17 protein-coding genes are annotated in these 19,548 nt (G+C 63.2%); 13 read left to right on the forward strand and 4 right to left on the reverse strand.

Features of this window, described 5'->3' with window-relative positions:
* Window positions 1–9: 9 nt before the first annotated feature.
* The 11 genes from araD1 to JAB8_RS10310 all read left to right on the forward strand — a co-directional run bounded on the left by araD1 (window position 10) and on the right by JAB8_RS10310 (window position 13,032).
* Window positions 10–1,002 carry an AraD1 family protein gene (gene araD1 / locus JAB8_RS10260; protein ID WP_070289428.1) on the forward strand — a complete coding sequence of 331 codons (993 nt, stop codon included), beginning with the start codon at window positions 10–12 and terminating at the stop codon, window positions 1,000–1,002.
* Window positions 999–2,576: an aldehyde dehydrogenase (NADP(+)) gene (locus tag JAB8_RS10265; protein ID WP_070289429.1), complete on the forward strand. Its 1,578-nt coding sequence runs from the start codon at window positions 999–1,001 to the stop codon at window positions 2,574–2,576. Before araD1 ends, JAB8_RS10265 begins: the two co-directional genes overlap by 4 nt.
* 75 nt (window positions 2,577–2,651) lie before the next feature.
* Window positions 2,652–3,419, forward strand: a complete 768-nt coding sequence (locus JAB8_RS10270; RefSeq protein WP_070289430.1) for an SDR family oxidoreductase — start codon at window positions 2,652–2,654, stop codon at window positions 3,417–3,419.
* A gap of 208 nt (window positions 3,420–3,627) precedes the next feature.
* A complete protein-coding gene (locus JAB8_RS10275) occupies window positions 3,628–5,178 on the forward strand; it encodes an alpha-L-arabinofuranosidase C-terminal domain-containing protein (protein ID WP_070289431.1) in 1,551 nt (516 codons plus the stop codon).
* A 65-nt stretch (window positions 5,179–5,243) separates the two neighbouring features.
* The gene (locus JAB8_RS10280) at window positions 5,244–6,269 is read left to right on the forward strand and encodes an arabinan endo-1,5-alpha-L-arabinosidase (RefSeq protein ID WP_070289432.1); all 1,026 of its coding nucleotides are present in this window, start codon (window positions 5,244–5,246) and stop codon (window positions 6,267–6,269) included.
* Between the two features lie 161 nt (window positions 6,270–6,430).
* Window positions 6,431–7,405 (forward strand): ABC transporter substrate-binding protein, encoded by a 975-nt coding sequence (locus JAB8_RS10285; RefSeq protein WP_070289433.1) that lies wholly within the window; start codon window positions 6,431–6,433, stop codon window positions 7,403–7,405.
* 9 nt (window positions 7,406–7,414) lie between these two features.
* A complete protein-coding gene (locus JAB8_RS10290) occupies window positions 7,415–8,968 on the forward strand; it encodes a sugar ABC transporter ATP-binding protein (protein ID WP_254679491.1) in 1,554 nt (517 codons plus the stop codon).
* Entirely contained in the window at window positions 8,965–10,050 is a 1,086-nt protein-coding gene (locus tag JAB8_RS10295; protein WP_070289434.1) for an ABC transporter permease, read from the forward strand. The genes JAB8_RS10290 and JAB8_RS10295 overlap by 4 nt, the downstream gene beginning before the upstream one ends.
* The gene (gene yjfF, locus JAB8_RS10300) at window positions 10,047–11,021 is read left to right on the forward strand and encodes a galactofuranose ABC transporter, permease protein YjfF (RefSeq protein WP_070289435.1); all 975 of its coding nucleotides are present in this window, start codon (window positions 10,047–10,049) and stop codon (window positions 11,019–11,021) included. The genes JAB8_RS10295 and yjfF overlap by 4 nt, the downstream gene beginning before the upstream one ends.
* 4 nt (window positions 11,022–11,025) lie before the next feature.
* On the forward strand, window positions 11,026–11,997 hold the full coding sequence (locus JAB8_RS10305) for a glycoside hydrolase family 43 protein (RefSeq protein ID WP_070289436.1): 972 nt from the start codon (window positions 11,026–11,028) through the stop codon (window positions 11,995–11,997).
* Between the two features lie 93 nt (window positions 11,998–12,090).
* Window positions 12,091–13,032 (forward strand): LysR family transcriptional regulator, encoded by a 942-nt coding sequence (locus JAB8_RS10310; protein WP_070219038.1) that lies wholly within the window; start codon window positions 12,091–12,093, stop codon window positions 13,030–13,032.
* A gap of 115 nt (window positions 13,033–13,147) precedes the next feature.
* Here the strand turns inward: JAB8_RS10310 and JAB8_RS10315 are convergent, their stop codons facing one another.
* From JAB8_RS10315 to JAB8_RS10330, 4 genes are all read right to left on the reverse strand, one after another.
* A complete protein-coding gene (locus JAB8_RS10315; RefSeq protein ID WP_070289437.1) occupies window positions 13,148–14,413 on the reverse strand; it encodes a DUF6445 family protein in 1,266 nt (421 codons plus the stop codon).
* A gap of 114 nt (window positions 14,414–14,527) precedes the next feature.
* Window positions 14,528–15,259: a hypothetical protein gene (locus JAB8_RS10320; protein ID WP_070289438.1), complete on the reverse strand. Its 732-nt coding sequence runs from the start codon at window positions 15,257–15,259 to the stop codon at window positions 14,528–14,530.
* 31 nt (window positions 15,260–15,290) lie between these two features.
* Window positions 15,291–16,115, reverse strand: a complete 825-nt coding sequence (locus JAB8_RS10325; protein WP_070289439.1) for a hypothetical protein — start codon at window positions 16,113–16,115, stop codon at window positions 15,291–15,293.
* Window positions 16,116–16,200: 85 nt separating this feature from the next.
* Window positions 16,201–17,583 carry a caspase family protein gene (locus tag JAB8_RS10330; protein ID WP_070289440.1) on the reverse strand — a complete coding sequence of 461 codons (1,383 nt, stop codon included), beginning with the start codon at window positions 17,581–17,583 and terminating at the stop codon, window positions 16,201–16,203.
* Window positions 17,584–17,758: 175 nt separating this feature from the next.
* Between JAB8_RS10330 and JAB8_RS10335 the strand changes: the two genes are divergently transcribed.
* Together JAB8_RS10335 and JAB8_RS10340 are read left to right on the forward strand one after the other, a co-directional pair.
* Window positions 17,759–18,523, forward strand: coding sequence for a hypothetical protein (locus JAB8_RS10335; RefSeq protein ID WP_139143004.1), 765 nt, complete (start codon window positions 17,759–17,761; stop codon window positions 18,521–18,523).
* Window positions 18,520–19,545 carry a hypothetical protein gene (locus JAB8_RS10340; protein WP_070289442.1) on the forward strand — a complete coding sequence of 342 codons (1,026 nt, stop codon included), beginning with the start codon at window positions 18,520–18,522 and terminating at the stop codon, window positions 19,543–19,545. Before JAB8_RS10335 ends, JAB8_RS10340 begins: the two co-directional genes overlap by 4 nt.
* Window positions 19,546–19,548 lie beyond the last annotated feature (3 nt).

The raw sequence follows: 19,548 nt of genomic DNA on the forward strand, positions 1-19,548 counted from the left end.
GAGAATCCCATGCTGTTGCTGCAATTTACGAATGAACATGGCGGCCGCCTCGTCGGCCTGCTGCAAGACGACCAGATCCGCGTCATTGAAGGCTACAACACGACCTATGCGCTGGCGCAAGACGCCATCCGCAAGCGTATCAATCTGGCGGAACTGGTCAACGCCAGCGTCGGCAACACCACGCATGCGTATGCGGACGTGGCCGCCAGCGGCCGCCTGCTGGCGCCGCTCGACCATGCGGACGAGGCGCACTGCTACGTGACGGGCACGGGCCTGACCCATTTGGGCAGCGCCGGCGCGCGCGACGCCATGCACAAGAAGATCGGCGGCGACGCCGAATCCTTGAGCGACTCGATGAAAATGTTCCGCCTGGGCGTGGAAGGCGGCAAGCCGGCCGACGGCACGGCCGGCGCCCAGCCCGAGTGGTTCTACAAGGGCGACGGCTCCATCGTGCGCGCTGGCGGCCAGCCCCTGCGCATGCCGGACTTTGCCCTCGATGGCGGCGAAGAGCCTGAAATCGCCGGCCTGTACGTGATCGGCGACGACGGCCAGCCTTACCGCGTCGGCTACGCCATCGGCAATGAGTTCTCGGACCACGTGACGGAACGCCAGAACTATCTGTACCTGGCCCACTCGAAGCTGCGCGTCTGCAGCGTGGGCCCGGCCCTGCTGGTGGGCGAATTGCCCGCGCATATCGCCGGCACCTCGCGCGTGCTCGATACGGCCGGCAATGTGCGCTGGGAAAAAGCGTTCGTCAGCGGCGAAGACAATATGTCGCACACGATCGCCAACCTCGAGCACCATCACTTCAAGTATCCGCTGTTCAAGCGCCCTGGCGACGTGCACGTGCACTTCTTCGGCACGGCCACCCTGAGCTTTGCCGATGGCGTGAGCGTGGCGCCGGGCGAAACCTTTGAAATCGAAGCGCCGGCCTTTGGCCCTGCCTTGCGCAACCGCCTCGACGTCTTTCCAACCGAATTTGCGAAAGTGAGCACATTATGAGTTTCAATATCACCGGTGATGCATTGATCGGCGGCGTCGCCGTCAAGGGCAATGGCGGCTCCTTCGAAGCGTGGGACCCGGCCGCGCGCGCGCACATCGCGCCCGCCTTCCACATGGTTGACGTAGCGCAAATCGACGAAGCCTGCCGTCTGGCGCAAGCCGCGTTCGACCCGTTTCGCGCCACCAGCGATGCGCAGCGTGCCGACTTCCTCGACACCATCGCTGCGCAAATCCTGGAACTGGGCGATGACTTGATCGTGCGCGCCATGACGGAAAGCGGCTTGCCTCGCGCGCGCCTGGAAGGCGAACGCGGCCGCACCGTCGGTCAATTAAAACTGTTTGCGGGCTTGCTGCGCGAAGGCTCGTGGACCGATGCACGCATCGATTCGGCCTTGCCCGACCGCGTGCCGCCGCGTCCTGACTTGCGCTTGCGCATGATCGGCCTGGGCCCCGTCGCCGTGTTTGCGGCCAGTAACTTCCCGCTGGCCTTTTCCGTGGCCGGCGGCGATACGGCCTCGGCCTTGGCTGCCGGCTGCCCCGTCGTCCTGAAAGCCCATTCGGCCCATCCGGGCACGTCCGAGCTGGTGGCGCGCGCCATCGTCAAGGCGATTGAACTCTGCAAGCTGCCGGCAGGCGTGTTCGCCCTGCTGACGGGCACGGGCAACGGTATCGGCCAGGCGCTGGTCGCCCATCCGGCCATCCAGGCCGTGGGCTTTACGGGTTCGCGTTCGGGCGGTATCGCCCTGATGAAGGTGGCGGCCGAACGTCCGCAGCCGATCCCCGTGTATGCGGAAATGAGCAGCATCAACCCCGTGTTCGTGCTGCCGCAAGCCTTGGCTGCCCGTGGCGCGGCGATCGCCAGCGGTTTTGCCGCCTCGCTGACGATGGGCGTGGGCCAGTTCTGCACCAATCCCGGCCTCGTGCTGGGCCTGGAAGGCCCTGACTTCACGGCGTTTGCCGCCGCTGCCGCCGAAGCGCTGGCGCCGGCCCCGGCCGCCACCATGTTGACGGCCGGTATCGCCAGCAGCTATGCCAAGGGCGTCGCCGCGCTGGCGCAGCACGCCGATGTGACGCCGCTGGTGCAAAACACGGGCGAGGAAGGCAAGGGCGCCGCCGCCCTGTTCGTCACCTCGGGCGAGGCCTTCCTGGCCAGGCACGATTTGCGCGATGAAGTGTTCGGCCCGGCTTCCTTGCTGGTGGCGTGCCGCGACATCGAGCAATTGCTGGCGATCACGGAAAGCCTGGAAGGCCAGCTGACGGCCACCCTGCAGATGGATGCGGGCGATCTGGAAGACGCGCGCCGTTTGCTGCCCGTGCTGGAGCGCCGCGTGGGCCGCATCCTGGCCAACGGTTTCCCGACGGGCGTGGAAGTGTCGACGGCCATGGTGCACGGCGGCCCGTTCCCGGCCACCTCGGACGGGCGCAGCACCTCGGTAGGCACGGCGGCCATCAACCGCTTCCTGCGCCCCGTGTCCTACCAGAACCTGCCGCAGGACTTGCTGCCGGAGTCGCTGCGCGATGATAATCCGCTCAGTATCTGGCGCCGCAAGGACGGCGTGTTGGGCAAGGAATAACAACACGGCGAGCCGCATATCGAATGCGGTACGCTGTGGTGCACGTGTACATAAAAATAAACAGGTGGAGACAAGATGAAGCAATTGGCGAAATATGGCAGCTTGCAGGGCAAGCGCGTGTTCATCACGGGCGGCGGCAGCGGCATCGGCGAATCCCTGGTGGCGGAGTTTGCCGCCCAGGGTGCGCTGGTGGCGTTTGTCGACATCGCCGTGGAAGCGAGCGAGGCCCTGTGCCGCCGCCTGGCTGAAGCGGGCATGACGGCGCCCCTGTTCCGCTATTGCGACATCACGGATATTCCGTCCTTGCAAGCCGTCATGGCGGAACTGGCGCAGAAGCTGGGCGACTTCGATATTCTCGTCAACAATGCCGCCAACGACCAGCGCCACCAGGCGCAGGACGTCACCCTGGAATACTGGAACGAAAGCATTGCGATCAATCAACGTCCCATGTTCTTCACCTGCCAGGCCGTCTTCGAAGGCATGAAGCGCAAGGGCGGCGGTTCCATCATTAACGTCAGCTCGATTTCCTGGCACATGAAGTCGGGCGGCTATCCTGTGTACGCCACCACCAAGGCGGCCGTCGTGGGCCTCACGCGGGGCCTGGCGCGCGATTACGGCGCTCACAATATCCGCGTCAACACGGTCACGCCCGGCTGGGTCATGACGCAGCGCCAGATCGAGCTGTGGGTCGACGACGCGGCGGAAGTGGAAATCAAGAAAAGCCAGTGCTTGCCCAATAAACTGATGCCGCAGGACATCGCCGCCATGGTGCTGTTCCTTGCGTCGGACGACGGCGCGATGTGCTCCTCCCAGGAATTCATCGTCGATGCCGGCTGGGTCTGACAAAACGTCCAGGGCGTTGTTGCCTTGCCTAGCCGTACTGTCGTACTGTCTTCGGCAAGGCGCCTAGCCCTGGACGTTTTGTCGGCCGCGGGCCTTCCCGCCTTACCCCATTCGTGTATGCCTCCCACTCCGTAGCCGGAGAGGCATCGCCACATCCAATGCCGGCTTGATCCCGGCCCTTGCTTTTCACTAAAAAACAGGAGACAGCATGAAATTCATCCATACCAGCATCGTAGCCCTCAGCCTGGCCATGGCCGTCGGCAGCGCTTTTGCCGCGCCCGTCAACGTCACCATCGACGTGGCCAGGCCTGGTTCCGTGATCAACAAGAACATCTACGGCCAGTTCGCCGAACACCTGGGGACCGGCATCTACGAAGGCATGTGGGTGGGGCCGGACTCTGCCATCCCGAACACCAAGGGCTGGCGCAATGACGTGCTGGGCGCGCTGAAACAGTTGCATGTACCGCTGGTGCGCTGGCCGGGCGGCTGTTTTGCCGATGAATACCACTGGAAGGATGGCATCGGCGCGCGCGACAAGCGCCCGACCAAGGTCAACACCAACTGGGGCGGCGTGGAAGAGTCGAACGCCGTCGGCACGCATGAATTCTTCGACCTGGCCGAGTTGCTGGGCGCGCAGACCTATATCAACGGCAACCTCGGTTCCGGCACGCCGCAGGAAATGTCCGAGTGGCTCGAATACATGACGTCGGACAGCAAATCGACCCTGGCCGAGTTGCGCCGCAAGAATGGCCGTGCGCAGCCGTACAAGGTCGATTATTTCGGCATCGGCAATGAAGCGTGGGGTTGCGGCGGCAATATGCGCCCGCAGTACTATGCCGACCTGTACAAGCACTATCACACCTTCATGAAGACGCCGGAAAGCGCGCGCCCGAAATTCATCGCCAGCGGCGGCAATGACGACGACACCAGCTGGTCCAGCACCCTGAGCCGCGAGATCAAGCCGAACATGATGGATGCCATCAGTTTCCACTACTACACGGTGCCGACCGGTGTGTGGGAAAAGAAGGGCGCCGCCACGGGCTTTGGTGAAAATGAGTGGATTTCCACTCTGAGCCGCACCCTGCGCATCGATAGCTTGATCAAGAACAATCTCGCCGCCATCGACAAGAACGACCCGTCGAAAAAGACGGGCCTGTACGTCGATGAATGGGGCACCTGGTACGACGTCGAGCCGGGCACCAACACGGGTTTCCTGTTCCAGCAAAACAGCTTGCGCGATGCGCTCGTCGCTGCCCTGAACTTCAATATCTTCCATGCTCACGCGGACAGAGTGCGCATGACGAATATCGCGCAAATGGTCAACGTGCTGCAGGCGATGATCATCACGGACAAGGATAAATATTTCCTCACGCCTACGTATCACGCATTTGAAATGTATGTGCCCTTCCAGGACGCCACTTCGCTGCCGGTCGCCATCGCCGGCAATGGCAAGTACAGCCTGGGCAAGGTCAGCATTCCTGAAGTGAGCGCCTCGGCCGCGCGCGCCAGGGATGGCAAGGTGTACTTGTCCCTGGTCAACACCAACCCGCACAAGGCCGTCGACGTCAGCGTGGCCCTGGCCGGCAAGCCGGCGGCCAAGGTCACGGGCCGCGTGCTGACCGCCGGCAAGATGGATGCCGTCAACAGCTTTGCGCAGCCGCAAGCCGTGCAGCCGGTGGCGTTCAATGCCCAGGCGCAGGGCGGCAAGCTGACCGTGTCGGTGCCCGCCAAGGCGGTGGTGGTGGTGGCGGTCGAATAAACCTGCCGATTTTGAGGTATCCAGCCGGCCCGCATGACGGGCCGGCTGGCCATGTGGAGAACACGATGCAATTTTCGACAATGATGGCCTTGGCGGCCATGCTTGCGTTCAGCCCCGTCCAGGCGGCCCAGGTCAGCGTGCACGACCCCGTGATGGCCAAGGAAGGCGACACGTATTATTTGTACAGCACGGGTCCCGGCATCACCTTCTACAGCTCGAAGAATATGCGCGACTGGCAGCCGGAAGGGCGCGTCTTCGCGGGCCAGCCGACCTGGGCCAAGACGGCCGCACCGTCGTTTGACGATCATATCTGGGCGCCCGATGTCCAGTTCCATGACGGCAAATATTACCTGTACTACTCGGTGTCCGGCTTCGGCAAGAACACGTCCGGCATCGGCGTGACCGTCAATACCACCTTGAATCCCCGCTCGCCCGATTACCGCTGGGTCGACCAGGGCATGCTGCTGCAATCGGTGCCCGAGCGCGACGAGTGGAATGCCATCGACTCGAACATCGTCACCGATGCCAAGGGCACGCCGTGGATGGCCTTCGGCTCGTTCTGGAACGGCATCAAACTGGTGAAACTCAACGCGGACTGGAAAACCATTGCGGAACCGCAAGAGTGGCATTCGCTGGCGCGCCGCGTGCCGCTGCCGCCACGGGCGGGCGAATTCAAGCCCGCGCCAGAGGAAATCGAGGCGCCGTTCATCTTCCAGCGCGGCAATGAATACTTCCTGTTCGTCTCCTGGGGCTTGTGCTGCCAGAAGGAAAAAAGCACGTATCACCTGGCCGTGGGCCGTGCCAAGAGCGTGACGGGGCCGTACCTGGACAAGGATGGCCGCGACATGGCGCAGGGCGGCGGCACGGTGGTATTGAAAGGCGACAAGGATTGGCAGGGACTGGGCCACAACAGCGCCTACACGTTTGACGGCAAGGATTACCTGGTGCTGCACGCCTACGAAACGGCGGACAACTATTTGCAGAAGCTCAAGATATTGCCCATGACGTGGGACAAGGACGGCTGGCCGCAGGTGGACCCGCGCGACTTGAACCGCTACCAGAGCCGCGAATTGCCGGCCGCCAAACGGTAAGCGGACCAGGGGATGGGCAGCAGGTGATATGCAAATCGATATCGCAAGCGAAAAAGAATTGATTGGATGGCTATGTTGCTTTCTCCTACCATGGGTTCATAAAAAACCGCCCATCCGGCATCCGGCTGTGATGGTATTCCAAAAAAAAACTGGAGACAAGAATGAAATTGACACGCCGCACACTCCTCGCCAGCGCCATGCTGCTGGCCGCTTCCGCCACCACCTTCGCTACCTCGTCCGCGTTTGCCGCCAAGCCTCTCGTCATGGGCTTTTCGCAGGTAGGCGCCGAGAGCGAATGGCGCACCGCCAATACCGTCTCCATCAAGGAGGCGGCCAAGAAGGATGGCGTCACCCTGAAATTTGCCGATGCGCAGCAAAAACAGGAAAACCAGGTCAAGGCCCTGCGCTCGTTCATCGCGCAAAAGGTCGACGTGATCGCCTTTTCGCCCGTCGTCGAGTCGGGCTGGGATACGGTGCTGCGCGAAGCCAAGGCCGCCAAGATTCCCGTCATCCTGACGGACCGCGCCGTCAACGTGGCCGACAAGTCGCTGTACGTGACCTTCATCGGTTCCGACTTCGTGGAAGAGGGCCGCCGCGCCGGCCAGTGGCTGCTGGACTATGCCAAGAAAACCCCGGATGCGACCCTGAACATCGTCGAACTGCAGGGTACGGTCGGTTCCGCGCCGGCCATCGACCGCAAGGAAGGCTTCCAGGAAGTCATCGGCAAGAATCCGAAGATGAAGATCATCCGTTCGCAAACGGGCGACTTTACGCGCGCCAAGGGCAAGGAAGTGATGGAAGCGTTCCTGAAGGCCGAAGGCAAGAAGATCAACGTCTTGTACGCGCACAATGACGACATGGCCATCGGCGCCATCCAGGCCATCGAAGAAGCGGGCATGAAGCCGGGCAAGGACATCATCATCATCTCGATCGATGGCGTCAAAGGCGCGTTCGAGGCCATGATCGCCGGCAAGCTGAACGTCACCGTCGAGTGCAGCCCGCTGCTGGGCCCGCAACTGATGTCCATCGCCCGCGATGTGGTGGCCGGTAAACCCGTGCCGGCGCGCATCACGACGGTGGAAGGCGTGTTCCCTGCCGAGGTGGCCGCCAAGGAATTTCCGAACCGTAAGTACTAAGCTTGCCGCATGATGAAGACGCAAGCGCATCACTCTGCCGCGCCAGCTCCCTTGCTGGAGTTGCGCGGCATCAGCAAATCCTTTCCCGGCGTCAAAGCCCTCAGCGACGTTGCCCTGCGCCTGTATCCGGGCGAAGTGCACACTTTGATGGGGCAAAACGGCGCCGGAAAGTCGACCCTGATCAAGGTGCTGACGGGCGTCTACACGCCCGACAGCGGCCAGATCTTGTTTGACGGCAAGCCCATCGCCCCCGCCTCCACCTCGGATGCGCAGGCGCTCGGCATCAGCACCGTGTACCAGGAAGTCAATCTGTGTCCGAACCTGTCGGTGGCGGAAAACATCTTTATCGGCCGCTATCCGCGCCGCTTCGGTGCCCGCTTTGGCCCTATCGACTGGCGTTCCATGCAGCAACAGGCGCGTGCCTTGCTGCAGCAATTGCAGATCGATATCGACGTCACGGCGCAACTGTCCAGCTTTCCCTTGGCCATCCAGCAAATGGTGGCCATTTCGCGCGCGCTGAATATTTCGGCCCGCGTGCTGATCCTCGACGAACCCACGTCCAGCCTGGACGAGGCGGAAGTCCATCTGCTGTTCTCCGTGCTGCGCCGTTTGCGCGAGCAGGGCATGGCGATCCTGTTCGTGACGCACTTTCTCGACCAGACCTACGCCATTTCCGACCGCATCACGGTCATGCGCAATGGCGAGCGCGAAGGAGAGTATGCGTGCAGCGAACTGTCGCGCCTGGCGCTGGTGAACAAGATGATCGGCGTGGCGGCCGATACCGTGGCGCAAGAGCTTGATCTGGCGCAAGAAGCGGGCGCCGCCAGCTTCGGCCCGACCGTGCTGGAAGCAACAGGACTGGGTCGCAAGGGCGCCTTGCTGCCCATGGATTTCCACATCCGCCAGGGTGAATTGCTGGGCCTGGCGGGTTTGCTCGGTTCAGGCCGCACGGAACTGGCGCGCTTGCTGTTTGGCGCAGACAAGGCGGACTCGGGCACGATCACGATGCATGGCCAGCCGCGCCAGTTCGCCGTGCCGCGCGACGCGATTGCCCGCGATATCGGTTTTTGCTCGGAAGACCGCAAGCACGAGGGGGCGATTTTGTCGCTGTCCGTGCGCGAAAACATCATCCTGGCCTTGCAAGCCCGTACGGGCTTGCTGCGCGCCATCCCGTTCAAACGCCAGCAGGCGCTGGCCGACGAATATGTGAAAGCGCTGGGCATCAAGACGGCCAGCATCGAAACGCCGATCGGCAGCCTGTCGGGCGGCAATCAGCAGAAGGCCTTGCTGGCGCGCTGGCTGGTGACCTCGCCCGCCATGCTGATTCTCGACGAACCGACGCGCGGCATCGACGTGCGCGCCAAGCAGGAAATCATGAGTTATGTCAGCAAGCTGTGCCGCAAGGGCATGGCGATTCTGTTCATCTCGTCCGAATTGCCCGAAGTGCTGCGCTGCAGCGACCGTATTGTCGTCATGCGCGACCGCAAGGCCTGCGGCGACTATGCGCGGGGCGAGCTCGATGACAGTTCCGTGCTGCAAGTGATTGCCGGAGAGACAGCATGAGCATGACCACACCGTCGCCCGCCACCCCTGCGGCGCGGGCGGCTGCCACCACGGATTCTTCCATTGTGCATACCGTTTTACACCACCCCCTGAGCCGGCCCCTGGCCGCGCTGTGCTTGCTGCTGCTGGTCGATCTTTTTGCCATCCCCGGCTTTTTCCATCTGGAAGTGCGCGATGGCCACCTGTACGGCAGCGTGATCGACATCGTCAACCGCGCCGCACCGCTGATGCTGGCCGCGCTGGGCATGACCCTCGTCATCGCCACGCGCGGCATCGACATTTCCGTGGGCGCCGTCGTGGCCCTGTCGGGCACCGTGGCCGCCATGCTGATCGGCGGCACCATGGTGATGGACAACGGCGTGCCCACTTACGTCAGCAACATCCCCATGGGCTGGGCCCTGGCGGCGGCGCTGGGCGCGGCCCTGCTGTGCGGCGCCTGGAACGGCGTGCTGGTGGCTGGCCTGGGCTTGCAGCCCATCGTCGCCACCCTGATCCTGATGGTGGCGGGGCGTGGCCTGGCGCAATTGCTGACCGATGGCCAGATCGTCACCGTCTACTATCAGCCGTTCTTTTTCATCGGCAGCGGCTACCTGTTCGGCTTGCCCTTTTCCCTGTTCCTCGTCGCGGCCGTGTTTATCATCACCGCCGTGCTGATGCGGAAAACCGCTTTGGGCCTGTTCATCCAGGCCGTCGGCATCAACCCCGTCGCCGCGCGTCTGGCCGGCATCCGGACGGCGACATTGATTTTCTTTGTCTACGTGTTTTGCGCCGCCTGCGCGGGCTTGTCGGGCTTGATGATCAGCTCGAACATCAAGAGCGCGGACGCGAACAATGCGGGCCTGATGCTGGAACTCGACGCCATCCTGGCCGTCACCCTGGGCGGCACGTCCCTGGCCGGCGGCAAGTTCAGCTTGGTCGGCAGCATGATAGGCGCGCTCATCATTCAGACCCTGACCTACACGATCTATTCGCTCGGCGTGCCGCCCGAAGTGAACATGGTCGTCAAGTCGGTCGTCGTCTTCCTCGTCTGCCTGTCGCAATCGTCGGAATTCAAGCAATTGCTGCATCGGAGAAAAGCATGAAGGGCTTGCTGCACACCCCGTATTTCACCTCGCTCGTCACGGTCTTGCTGCTGGTGGTGATGCTGGGCCTGGGCGGCGCCGCCTATCCGGGCTTGCTGTCGACGCAAGTGATCTTTAACCTGTTGATCGATAACGCCTTTTTGCTGGTGATCGCCGTCGGCATGACCTTCGTCATCGTTTCCGGCGGCATCGACCTGTCCGTCGGTTCCGTGTTGGCCCTGTCGACCATGATCGCCGCCTGGCTGCTGAACGTGGCGCACTGGCCGCCGCTCCTGGTGATCGTCACCGTGCTGGCGCTGGGCACCGTGTTTGGCGCCGGCATGGGCGCGCTGATCCATTATTTCAAGTTGCAGCCCTTCATCGTCACCCTGGCCGGCATGTTTTTGGCGCGCGGACTGTGCTATTTGATCAGCATCAACTCCATCACCATCGACGATCCGCTGTTCGTCGCCATGTCGCAGACGCAACTGGGCTTTCTCGGCGGTTTTGTGTCGCCCGGCGTCGTCATCGCCGTGCTGACCCTGCTGCTGGCCATCTGGCTGGCGCACGCCACGCCGTTCGGCCGCGCCGTGTATGCGATCGGCGGCAATGAGCAGTCGGCCCTGATGATGGGCTTGCCCGTGGGCCGCACCAAGGTCTTCATTTATGCCTTCAGCGGCTTTTGTGCTTCGCTCGGCGGCGTGCTGTTTTCGTTCTACATGCTGTCCGGCTATGGCTTGCATGCGCAAGGCACGGAACTGGACGCGATTGCCGCCGTCGTCATCGGCGGCACCCTGCTCAGCGGCGGCTACGGCTATGTGGCGGGCGCCCTGTCCGGCGTGCTGGTGCTGGGCACCATCCAGACCCTGATCGCCTTCGACGGCACGCTCAGTTCGTGGTGGACCAAGATCGTCATCGGCGGCCTGCTGTTCGTCTTTTGCGTCGTGCAAAGACTGATGGCCATGGGCCAGAAAAATACCAACGGGAGTTAATCTGATGTTCAAGCAACACACACGTGCCGCCATCGGCATGGCGGCGGTGCTCGCCTGTGCGGCATGCGGCGCGCAGGCGGCCAACCCCATCGTGAAAAATATCTACACGGGCGATCCGGCCGCGCTGGTCGACAATGGCAGGGTTTATCTGTACGTGGGTCACGATGAAGCGAGCGCCACGGATACGGATTACCGCATGAACGAGTGGCGCGTGTATTCCTCGTGCGACATGGCGAACTGGACCGACCACGGCTCGCCCGTGCGCTTTTCCACTTTTGCCTGGGCCGGCAAGGATGCGTGGGCGGGCGACATCGTCAAGCGCGGCAGCAAGTATTATTTTTACTCGACCGTCGACCATAAAACCATCCCCGGCAAGGCCATCGGCGTGGCCGTGTCCGACAGCCCCACCGGCCCCTTCGTCGACGCGCGCGGCAGCGCCCTGATCACGAATGACATGACGAAACAGACGGCGATCCCGTGGGACGACATCGACCCGGCCGTCTTCATCGATACGGATGGCCAGGCCTACATTTATTGGGGCAACACGGTCTTGAAATACGCCAAGCTCAAGGCCAACATGACGGAGCTCGACGGTCCGATATTGACCTTAGGCATGGATGCGTTTACGGAAGCGGCCTATATGCACAAGCATGCGGGCACGTATTACCTGTCGTACTCGCGTAACTTCCCGGAAGAAACGGCATATTCGACGGGACCCACGCCCACGGGGCCGTGGCATTTCCGTGGCGCCATCATGGACAAGAATGCCGTCGTGAAAACCATCCACCAGGCCATCATCGAGTTCAACGGCAAGTCCTACATCTTCTATCACAACGACAAGTTGCCCGGCGGCGGCGAATACCGGCGCTCCGTGGCCGTGGAAGAGCTGAAATACAAGCCGGACGGCACGATCGAATTCATCCAGCAAACGGCTGGCCCGGCCGCCAACCCGAGCGCCGCCTGCAAGGCATCGTGACCGCTCGTTGACGACGCTCAAAAAGGAGACACACCGATATCAATAAGATCGATATCAGTGAGAAACTGATATCGATCATGATATGATTTATTCATGGATACCCTCAACCCCAACTGGTTCTTGCGAGCCCGCCTGAAGACGCGGCAATTGCTGCTGTTGATCGCCCTTGACGAGCAGCGCAACATCCATCGCGCGGCGGAAGAATTGCACATGACGCAGCCGGCCGCGTCCAAGCAAATCAAGGATCTGGAAGAGATGCTGGACGTGCGCCTGTTCGACAGGTTGCCGCGCGGCATGGAGCCGACCATCTACGGCGAAACGATGATACGCCACGCGCGCATGGCCCTGACGAGTCTATCCTTGGCGCATGACGACATCGTCGCCCTGAAGTCAGGCCTGACGGGCCAGGTGGAAGTGGGCGTCATCATGACGCCGGCCATGGCCTTGCTGCCGCGCGCGATTGCCCGCATCAAGCAGCAGGCGCCGCTGATGCGCATCGGCGTGCACCTGGAGCACAGCAATACCCTGATGGACATGCTGCAGCACGGTACCCTGGATTTCATGATCGGGCGCATCCTGGAAAAGGAAAGCAGCGCCGGCCTCATCTATGAAGAATTGACGGAAGAGCCGGCCAGCGCCGTGGCGCGCAATGGCCATCCGCTGCTGTCGCGCAAGAATCTGCAATTGAAGGACCTGGCGGCCCAGCCGTGGATATTGCCGCCGCAAGGCAGCATCCTGCGCCACCGTTTCGACATGATGTTCCGCCGCGCCAGCCTGGAGCCGCCCGTCGACGTGGTCGACACGACCGCCTTGCTCTTGATCACGTCATTGCTGCAGCAGACGGATTCCCTGCACGTGATGCCGACGGAAGTCGCCCATTACTATGAATCGCTGAACGTGCTGAGCATTTTGCCCATCGAGCTACCGTGCAAGATGGATGCCTTCGGCATCATCCGCCAGCAGGATCATTTGCTGTCGCCGGGGGCGGATATGTTGTTGAAAGCGGTACGGGCGACGGCCGCCGACATGTATTGACCCGAGGCGGTGGTTGTGTCGGATTACGCGTTCCGCTAATCCGACCTACGCATGGTCCGGTGACTGGTAGGTCGGATTAGCCCGCAGGGCGTAATCCGACAATTGCCCGTTACGCCTAATCCGGCACCTCAAAGAAAAACAGCTGCACCAATCGTCCATTTTCCGGCGTGTCGCCAAACACATTGCTGATCGAGTGAAAGTAGTGGCCCTTGTACACGATCAACCGGTTGTGGCGCATCGGCACTTCCAGCAGCGCTTGCCAACTGTCGCGCTGTTCCTGTAAGTCGTTGAATTTCTGTACTTTACTGTTCGGCAGCCAGCGTTTCTGGAAATCCTTGAAGCTGGCGTAGCCGCCCGCTTTCACGTCCGCCTCGGGCAATCGCCGGTACCAGCCGCTGGGCTGGTGGCGCCAGAACGTGGTGCCGCCCTGGCACTGTTCGGGCGGGTTCAGATACAGCACGCCCGCATAGAAATTGAAGTTATTCCCCGTCTCGTTGTCCACGTGGATATCCGTGCGCGCCATCGCGTCCGCATAGCTGAGGCGATACGAGCCATTGTCGGGCGAAATGAAACGGATGGGGCGGCCCAGCGCCGTGGCGATGCGCTCCATGATGGCTTGACTGGGCTGGCCCGCCGTCTGGCTGCCCGGATAATTCTGTCCCGCATAGCGCTGCTGCTCGAACGGTAGCTTGAGCGCCTGGGCGCGCCAAGCGTCCGGGTCGGGCAGGAAATCGTCGAGGATGTGCAGGTCGGTTTCACGGATAAAATCGTGCAGGGTGTCCGCGACATTGAGCTGCGTCAATGTTTCTGCCTGTTCCGCTTGCGGACTGGCAAAGCCGATGCAGCACGTTTGCGCCAGCGCCGGATGCAGCGCCAGGGCTTGCGCATAGCGGGCCAAGGCCAGTTCCTGCTGTCCCGTGCGGTAATACAGCTCGGCCAGGCCTTGCAGGGTTTGCCAGCGCTGGGGGCGCAGGGCGTGGGCACGTTCCAGTTCGGCGATGGTCTCCATCAGCTGCTGTTTCCCCATCAACAATTCCGCATGGCTGATGGCGAAATCGTGCTCGTGCGGCGCCAGCCGCGCCGCCGTGGCGTAGCTGGCCAGCGCCGCCTCGCTGTCCGTACCGCGCAGCACGTTGCCGAGGTTGTAGTGGAACAGGGCATTGTCGGGCTGTTGCCTGAGCGACAGTTTCAACAGGCCCAGGCCGATGGTGCCCTGGCCCAGCTCCAGCATCGCCAGGCCCTGGAAATGCTGCGCTTCGGCCAGGGCCGGATCTTGCTTGTAAGCAGCCTGGTAAGCGTTGATCGCTTCGATCAGCTTGCCTTGCTGCTGCAGTTGCCGGCCCTTGGCCAGCTGTTGTTCCGCCAGTGTCTGTTCGCCCATGTCTCACTCTCGATGTTGTTGGCGAATAGTGTAACTGCAAGTGGCGAGGTCGTGAACCCAAGCGAAGGCTGGGGTCGGACCCTGAGGGTCCGACCCCGGTACCTGCCCTTGGGTTTACAGCGCTTGCTGCACAGGAATTTCCTGCCCGTTCAGCTTGATCGCCACCTTGACGATCTGGGCCTTGACCTGGTTGCTGGCCATGTCCGCTTCCTGGGCGTAGGCGTACACGATGATGGCGAAATCCTTGTAGCCGCTGCGCGCCGCCTCGATCTTGCGCGCCGCCTCCTGGTCCACCTTCAGCAGCGCGTAGCCGTCGCCGTTGGTAAATGCCAGCTTGTAGTCGCCGTTGTCGTACATGTAGTAATACGTGCCCGCGTCGGCGAACTTGGCGGGGAAGGCGGCCTTGTCCATGGCGTACGGAGACAGCGCGCCCTGGCCGTTGATCTGATAGCGCAGGTAGCGTTTCGTTTTCGCTTCATTGACCTTGGCGTCGATCTGCGGTTTCAGCGCGTCGAGCACTTCCTGCTTGCGGAAGGCGTCGTTGCTGCCCGCATATTCGCGCGAGATGCGCTGCGCCACCGCCGCGTAGTCGGGCGGCACGCCGGACAGGGCGATGTAGCTGTACATCAGCTGGTTGCCGCTGGTGATGTCGATATAGCTGGCGTTTGGCGTGGCCGGGTCCGCTTGCGGCAGGCTGGCGGCCGCCGCTTTTACCTGGGCTTTGGCAGCCATGTCGGCGACATTCGCGGCGACGGGGGCGGAGGCGGCCGGTGTGGCGGTGTCGGTCTTGCTGCAGGCGGACAGGATCACGGCGATGGCGAGCAGGGCGGGCAGGGTACGGTTCATGATATTTCCTTTAGTGAATGTGTGAGGTGACTTAGCCGATGGTTTTACGTTTGTATTCGCCGATGCCGTAAGCGGCCAGGACAATGCTGGCCGCCAGCACCAGGTAAAAGCCGATGCCGAACGACAGCCCCTGCCACACTTGTCCCAGCATTTCGCTGGCCATCTGTTCGGCCATGCGGGCCGCGCGGCTGCCCATGATGCCGCCCATGGCGTTGCCCGCGTCGCTGACGGCGCCCTTGATCTTGATGAACAGCAAGCTGCTGTGGATGACGATGAACAGCAGCGGCGCGCACTTGCCCAGCGCCGCTTTCGGGTGACTGCTGGCCATGGTGGCGCAGCAGGCGGCAATCGCCAGCAGGAAGAAGAATTGGGCCGAGGTAAAACCGCTGCCGCCATCGCGGGCAAAGCTTTCCAGGCTGTCGGCGGACAGGCCCAGCAGCTGCCAATAGGTGCGCGAGACGGAGGCGAACAAACGGATGCCGATGGTGTTGAAGATGAAGGCGCCGGCGATCAGCACGCCAAGAGCCCCCAGCACCTGGATGCCGAGCGCCGAGACGGCCCGGCCCCACAGTTGCTGGCCCTTGTCGCGCGCCAGCTTGGCGGCACCGGCCATGTCTTCCTGGGCCAGCTGCTGGGCGGGAATGGCCGTGACGGTGGCGAGGCCGCCGGCGGCATCGAAGCGCACGTCGACGACGGCGTTGATGGCGGGCGCCACGTCCGAGCGCCAGTGGGTGGCTACGTCGAAGGCATGCTGGATGCCGGCCACGCTGACGGAACCTTGTCCGCTCGGTTGGTAGGCGAGGATGCGGCCCCGTTGGCCGGTGGTAATGGTTGCTGCCGGGCTGGATGTGTGCATAAGATTTCCCTGGTCACTGTCATGCTGTATTGCATGTACCCACGGATAACGAAGGCAGTTCAGGGAAATCCAAAATTATTTGAAATTATTTTTTCGGCGGCTGTAATACGTCCTTGGCGGCGCCCTGGTAGTCCTTCATCAAGCCCATGAAGGCATCCTGCAGATGGCGGGCCGCGTCCTGCGGCGGCGCGCCCGTGCGCCGCGCCAGGTCGAATTTATACGCATGGGCGGGGCTGTAGCCCGCCTGCGAGGCGGCGTCCAGCAACACACCCGCCCGTTTCAATGAGGCCGGGTCACCCTTGACCATCAGCAATTCGGCCAAGTAGGTTTGGGCGATAGGAAAATCTTTCGCGGCCGCTTTTTCCAGCCACTGCATCCCCGCCTTCGGCTGTTTGATGCCCGCGTCGCCGCCGCCGATGCCGTAGCCGAGCGCCGTCAGCGCCACCAGATCGCCGCCCCGCGCGCGCTTTTCCAGCTGCTGGCGGGGAAAGGGCCGGGCCGCGATCTGCATGCGGATTTCATAGTTGATGTCTTGCAGCACATTGCCTGGCCACACCTTGGCACCGGGGGCGGCCGACTTTTCCACCGCTGGCGCAGGCGCCGGGACCGGTGCGCGCATGCCGCCCTGTCCTTGCGCGCCGGCCAGCACGCTGGCTGGAGGCTGGCTGACGCCCTTGCCGCTGCCCATGTTCAGCACGAGGCGCGCCGACGTTTCGCCGAACGACACGCGCGGTTTTTGCACGTCGTGCGTCATGGCGGCGACCCTGGCCGCCACTTGCGAGAAGACGTCGCTCATGGGCAGACCCGGGGCGTCGAGCGCGTCGAGCAGGGCGCTGGTGTATGGGCTGTTGCGCGAATCGGGCGACCAGAAATCGCGCGCCAGGGCGCCCGGTCCGGCCGAATAGGCGATCACCACGCCGCGTGGCGCTTGCGTGTCGGCAAAGCCGTGGCTGGCCGCGTTGCCGCTGCCAGGGACCATCACGGCGCCGCCGCGCGTATATTCCTGCCGGCAAGCGTCGAGGATCAGCACGGCGCCGCGCGCGCCCGTGCGCTGCAGGTCGCCCGCCAGGCTGGAAACGGACACGCCCTGCGCGGCGATGGCCGCGGCACTGAGCGCATTCATGTTGGCGCCCAGCGGCAACACATAATTGGTTTCGCCCGCCTGTGCGCCGTGGCCCGCGTAAAACACGAGGGCGATATCGGCACCGCGCGCCTGCGTGGAAAACTCGGCCGACGCCTTTTGCAGCTGTTGCGCATTGATGTCCGTGCGCAACAGCACTTCAAAGCCCAGGCGGCGCAGGCGCTCGGCCATGGCGCGCGCATCGTTCACGGGATTCAATAGCGGCTGCGGATAGGCCGCGTTGCCGATCACGAGGGCGATGCGCTTGCCGGGAGCCGCAGCGGCGTGCGCGACGTTGCTGAACAGTAAAAAGAACAGGCTGAAAAACAGGGGAATCAGGCGTTGCATCGGGGTCTCGGGGATTGTCGTGAAAGTAACAAAAGTTAGCGATTTTTACTGTGATATGAGAAAATTGCCTAAATGCATTTTACCTTACTGACAAGTTTCTCTTGTCTGGCCAGCGCACGGTGGGTATCGCCGCCGGCCAGTGGCGCGTGCCGCCCAACACACGATCGGACCGGCTTTGCAATCGGAACAATTTGAACGCATTCATGACTTCTGGACGCGCCGCCAGCGGCTGACACAAGGCGAACTGGGCGAGTTTTACCAGCGCGTCATTGCCGCGCTGACGCCGTGCCGCCCGCGCGAGGCGGCCTCGCTCGGCGATTCACTGGTTGACTTGCGCCACCAGTTTTTCATTGAAAAAGTCCTGCACGGCGACAGCGACGCCGCGCCCCACCACGTCGGCGCCTTGTACCTGTACTTCAAGCGCTTCATCATCGACCAGCTGCGCAAGCAGCGCGATGACGACGACGCCGATGCGCAGGAGGGCTGCGACTTGCAGGCGCCCGACTCTTATGCCGAACCGCTGCGCGACTACCAGCTCACGCCGCAGCAAGTGCGCGAAGCGGCCGACGTTTTTATCGCCACCTTGCCCCGCGATTTGATCTTGCTGTTGCGCCATTGCGGCTGCGGCGGCATGCCCGTCAAGGAACTGGCCGAGCAGATCGCTTCCGCGCATTACCATGGCGGCAAGCTGGGCCTCGTGCACCGGCAGAAGGGCGATCCCGCCAGCGCGGGACGCCAGGTGGTCGAGCCTGCCCACCGCGCCACCTTGCTGGGCAGCTGGGTCTTGATCCTGCTCAAGCTGCGCGTGGGCGATGCGCTGACCGCGCGCGACCTGCAGGCGGCGCAAATAGTTTTGGATATTCTGTGCGTGGCCGCGTTATCCCTGCACATGGACCCCGTGTCCATCCACCCGAACCCTGATGAAAGGCCACCGGCATGACTGCATTGACGCCCTCGCTGGCCATCGTTGCCGCGCGCCTGCCATCGCCGCCGACTTCCGCCGAGCTGTTGGACGCGGACGTGGCGGGTACTCCCCCCGACTGGCGCGGCATTGCCGTGCCGGAACACTTGATGGAACGCTTTGCGCGCCGCAGCGACGCGGCGCCCTTGGCCGGGCGGCCCATCGCGGGCGGACAGATCCACCTGCTGGCGCGTTGTCCCGGCTTTGGCGCCGTGCTGCTCGACGCCTGGGACAGCACACGCCAGCGCTGGCGCGGCTGGCTCGTCACGCCGGACACGTCCTATGCGGATGCCTGCGGCCTCGTGGTCGAGGAGCGCGACGCGCCCGCCGACCCCCGCGCGGGCCTGGTGTTGTGCGACATGCCCATGACCCTGGCCGTGACGGATCTGGGCGCCTGCCTGGGCGTGTTCAGCCAGGAGCGCCTGCAGGCGGCGCGCTGGCTGGAAACGCATGGCCGTGCCAATGGGGCCACGGCGGCGCCGGGCGTCATCGCCCGCGTGGCCTTGCCTGGCGACGGCTATGCGCTGACGGGCACGCCCCTGTCGAGCGAGCTGGGCAAGGATGGCCGCGTGGCCTACCGGCAATTGCTGCGCCAGGGGCTGCAGCAGTTGCAGATCGCCCCGGCCGATGCCGCCGCGCCACAGTTGACGCCAATCAAGGCGGCCAATGCCAGCCGCTGGCTGAAGATCGTCACGGCCGTGGCCGCCAGCGTGATGGTGGTGCAATCGGCGTGGCTGTTCCTGCCGAAAGATCAGGCTGTCGTCGGCAATGCCGAGTTCCGCAGCGGTAGTGGCAGCGGCGTCGAGACGGGCGTGCGCTTCCGCGTGCTGTTCCGCGCCGAGGCGACGGAGGCGGAGATACGCACGTGGCTGCAGCGCGAGCAGCTGGAAATCGTCGCCGGGCCGGACACCCTTGGCGCCTTCACCGTGCTGTCGCGCGACCGCCAGAAAGTCTTGCCGCCGCCAGGCCCGGGCAATCCGCTGGCCGTCATCAACCCCTGAATC

The sequence above is a fragment of the Janthinobacterium sp. HH106 genome, assembly GCF_001758725.1.
GTDB lineage: Bacteria > Pseudomonadota > Gammaproteobacteria > Burkholderiales > Burkholderiaceae_D > Janthinobacterium.

Coding starts and splice junctions, on each gene's coding strand:
- JAB8_RS10310 (WP_070219038.1), top strand. CDS start 12,091: ATGGATACCCTCAACCCCAACTGGTTCTTGCGAGCCCGCCTGAAGACG.
- JAB8_RS10270 (WP_070289430.1), top strand. CDS start 2,652: ATGAAGCAATTGGCGAAATATGGCAGCTTGCAGGGCAAGCGCGTGTTC.
- JAB8_RS10320 (WP_070289438.1), bottom strand. CDS start 15,259: ATGAACCGTACCCTGCCCGCCCTGCTCGCCATCGCCGTGATCCTGTCC.
- JAB8_RS10340 (WP_070289442.1), top strand. CDS start 18,520: ATGACTGCATTGACGCCCTCGCTGGCCATCGTTGCCGCGCGCCTGCCA.
- JAB8_RS10325 (WP_070289439.1), bottom strand. CDS start 16,115: ATGCACACATCCAGCCCGGCAGCAACCATTACCACCGGCCAACGGGGC.
- JAB8_RS10330 (WP_070289440.1), bottom strand. CDS start 17,583: ATGCAACGCCTGATTCCCCTGTTTTTCAGCCTGTTCTTTTTACTGTTC.
- araD1 (WP_070289428.1), top strand. CDS start 10: ATGCTGTTGCTGCAATTTACGAATGAACATGGCGGCCGCCTCGTCGGC.
- JAB8_RS10280 (WP_070289432.1), top strand. CDS start 5,244: ATGCAATTTTCGACAATGATGGCCTTGGCGGCCATGCTTGCGTTCAGC.
- JAB8_RS10285 (WP_070289433.1), top strand. CDS start 6,431: ATGAAATTGACACGCCGCACACTCCTCGCCAGCGCCATGCTGCTGGCC.
- JAB8_RS10295 (WP_070289434.1), top strand. CDS start 8,965: ATGAGCATGACCACACCGTCGCCCGCCACCCCTGCGGCGCGGGCGGCT.
- JAB8_RS10315 (WP_070289437.1), bottom strand. CDS start 14,413: ATGGGCGAACAGACACTGGCGGAACAACAGCTGGCCAAGGGCCGGCAA.
- JAB8_RS10305 (WP_070289436.1), top strand. CDS start 11,026: ATGTTCAAGCAACACACACGTGCCGCCATCGGCATGGCGGCGGTGCTC.
- yjfF (WP_070289435.1), top strand. CDS start 10,047: ATGAAGGGCTTGCTGCACACCCCGTATTTCACCTCGCTCGTCACGGTC.
- JAB8_RS10290 (WP_254679491.1), top strand. CDS start 7,415: ATGATGAAGACGCAAGCGCATCACTCTGCCGCGCCAGCTCCCTTGCTG.
- JAB8_RS10275 (WP_070289431.1), top strand. CDS start 3,628: ATGAAATTCATCCATACCAGCATCGTAGCCCTCAGCCTGGCCATGGCC.
- JAB8_RS10265 (WP_070289429.1), top strand. CDS start 999: ATGAGTTTCAATATCACCGGTGATGCATTGATCGGCGGCGTCGCCGTC.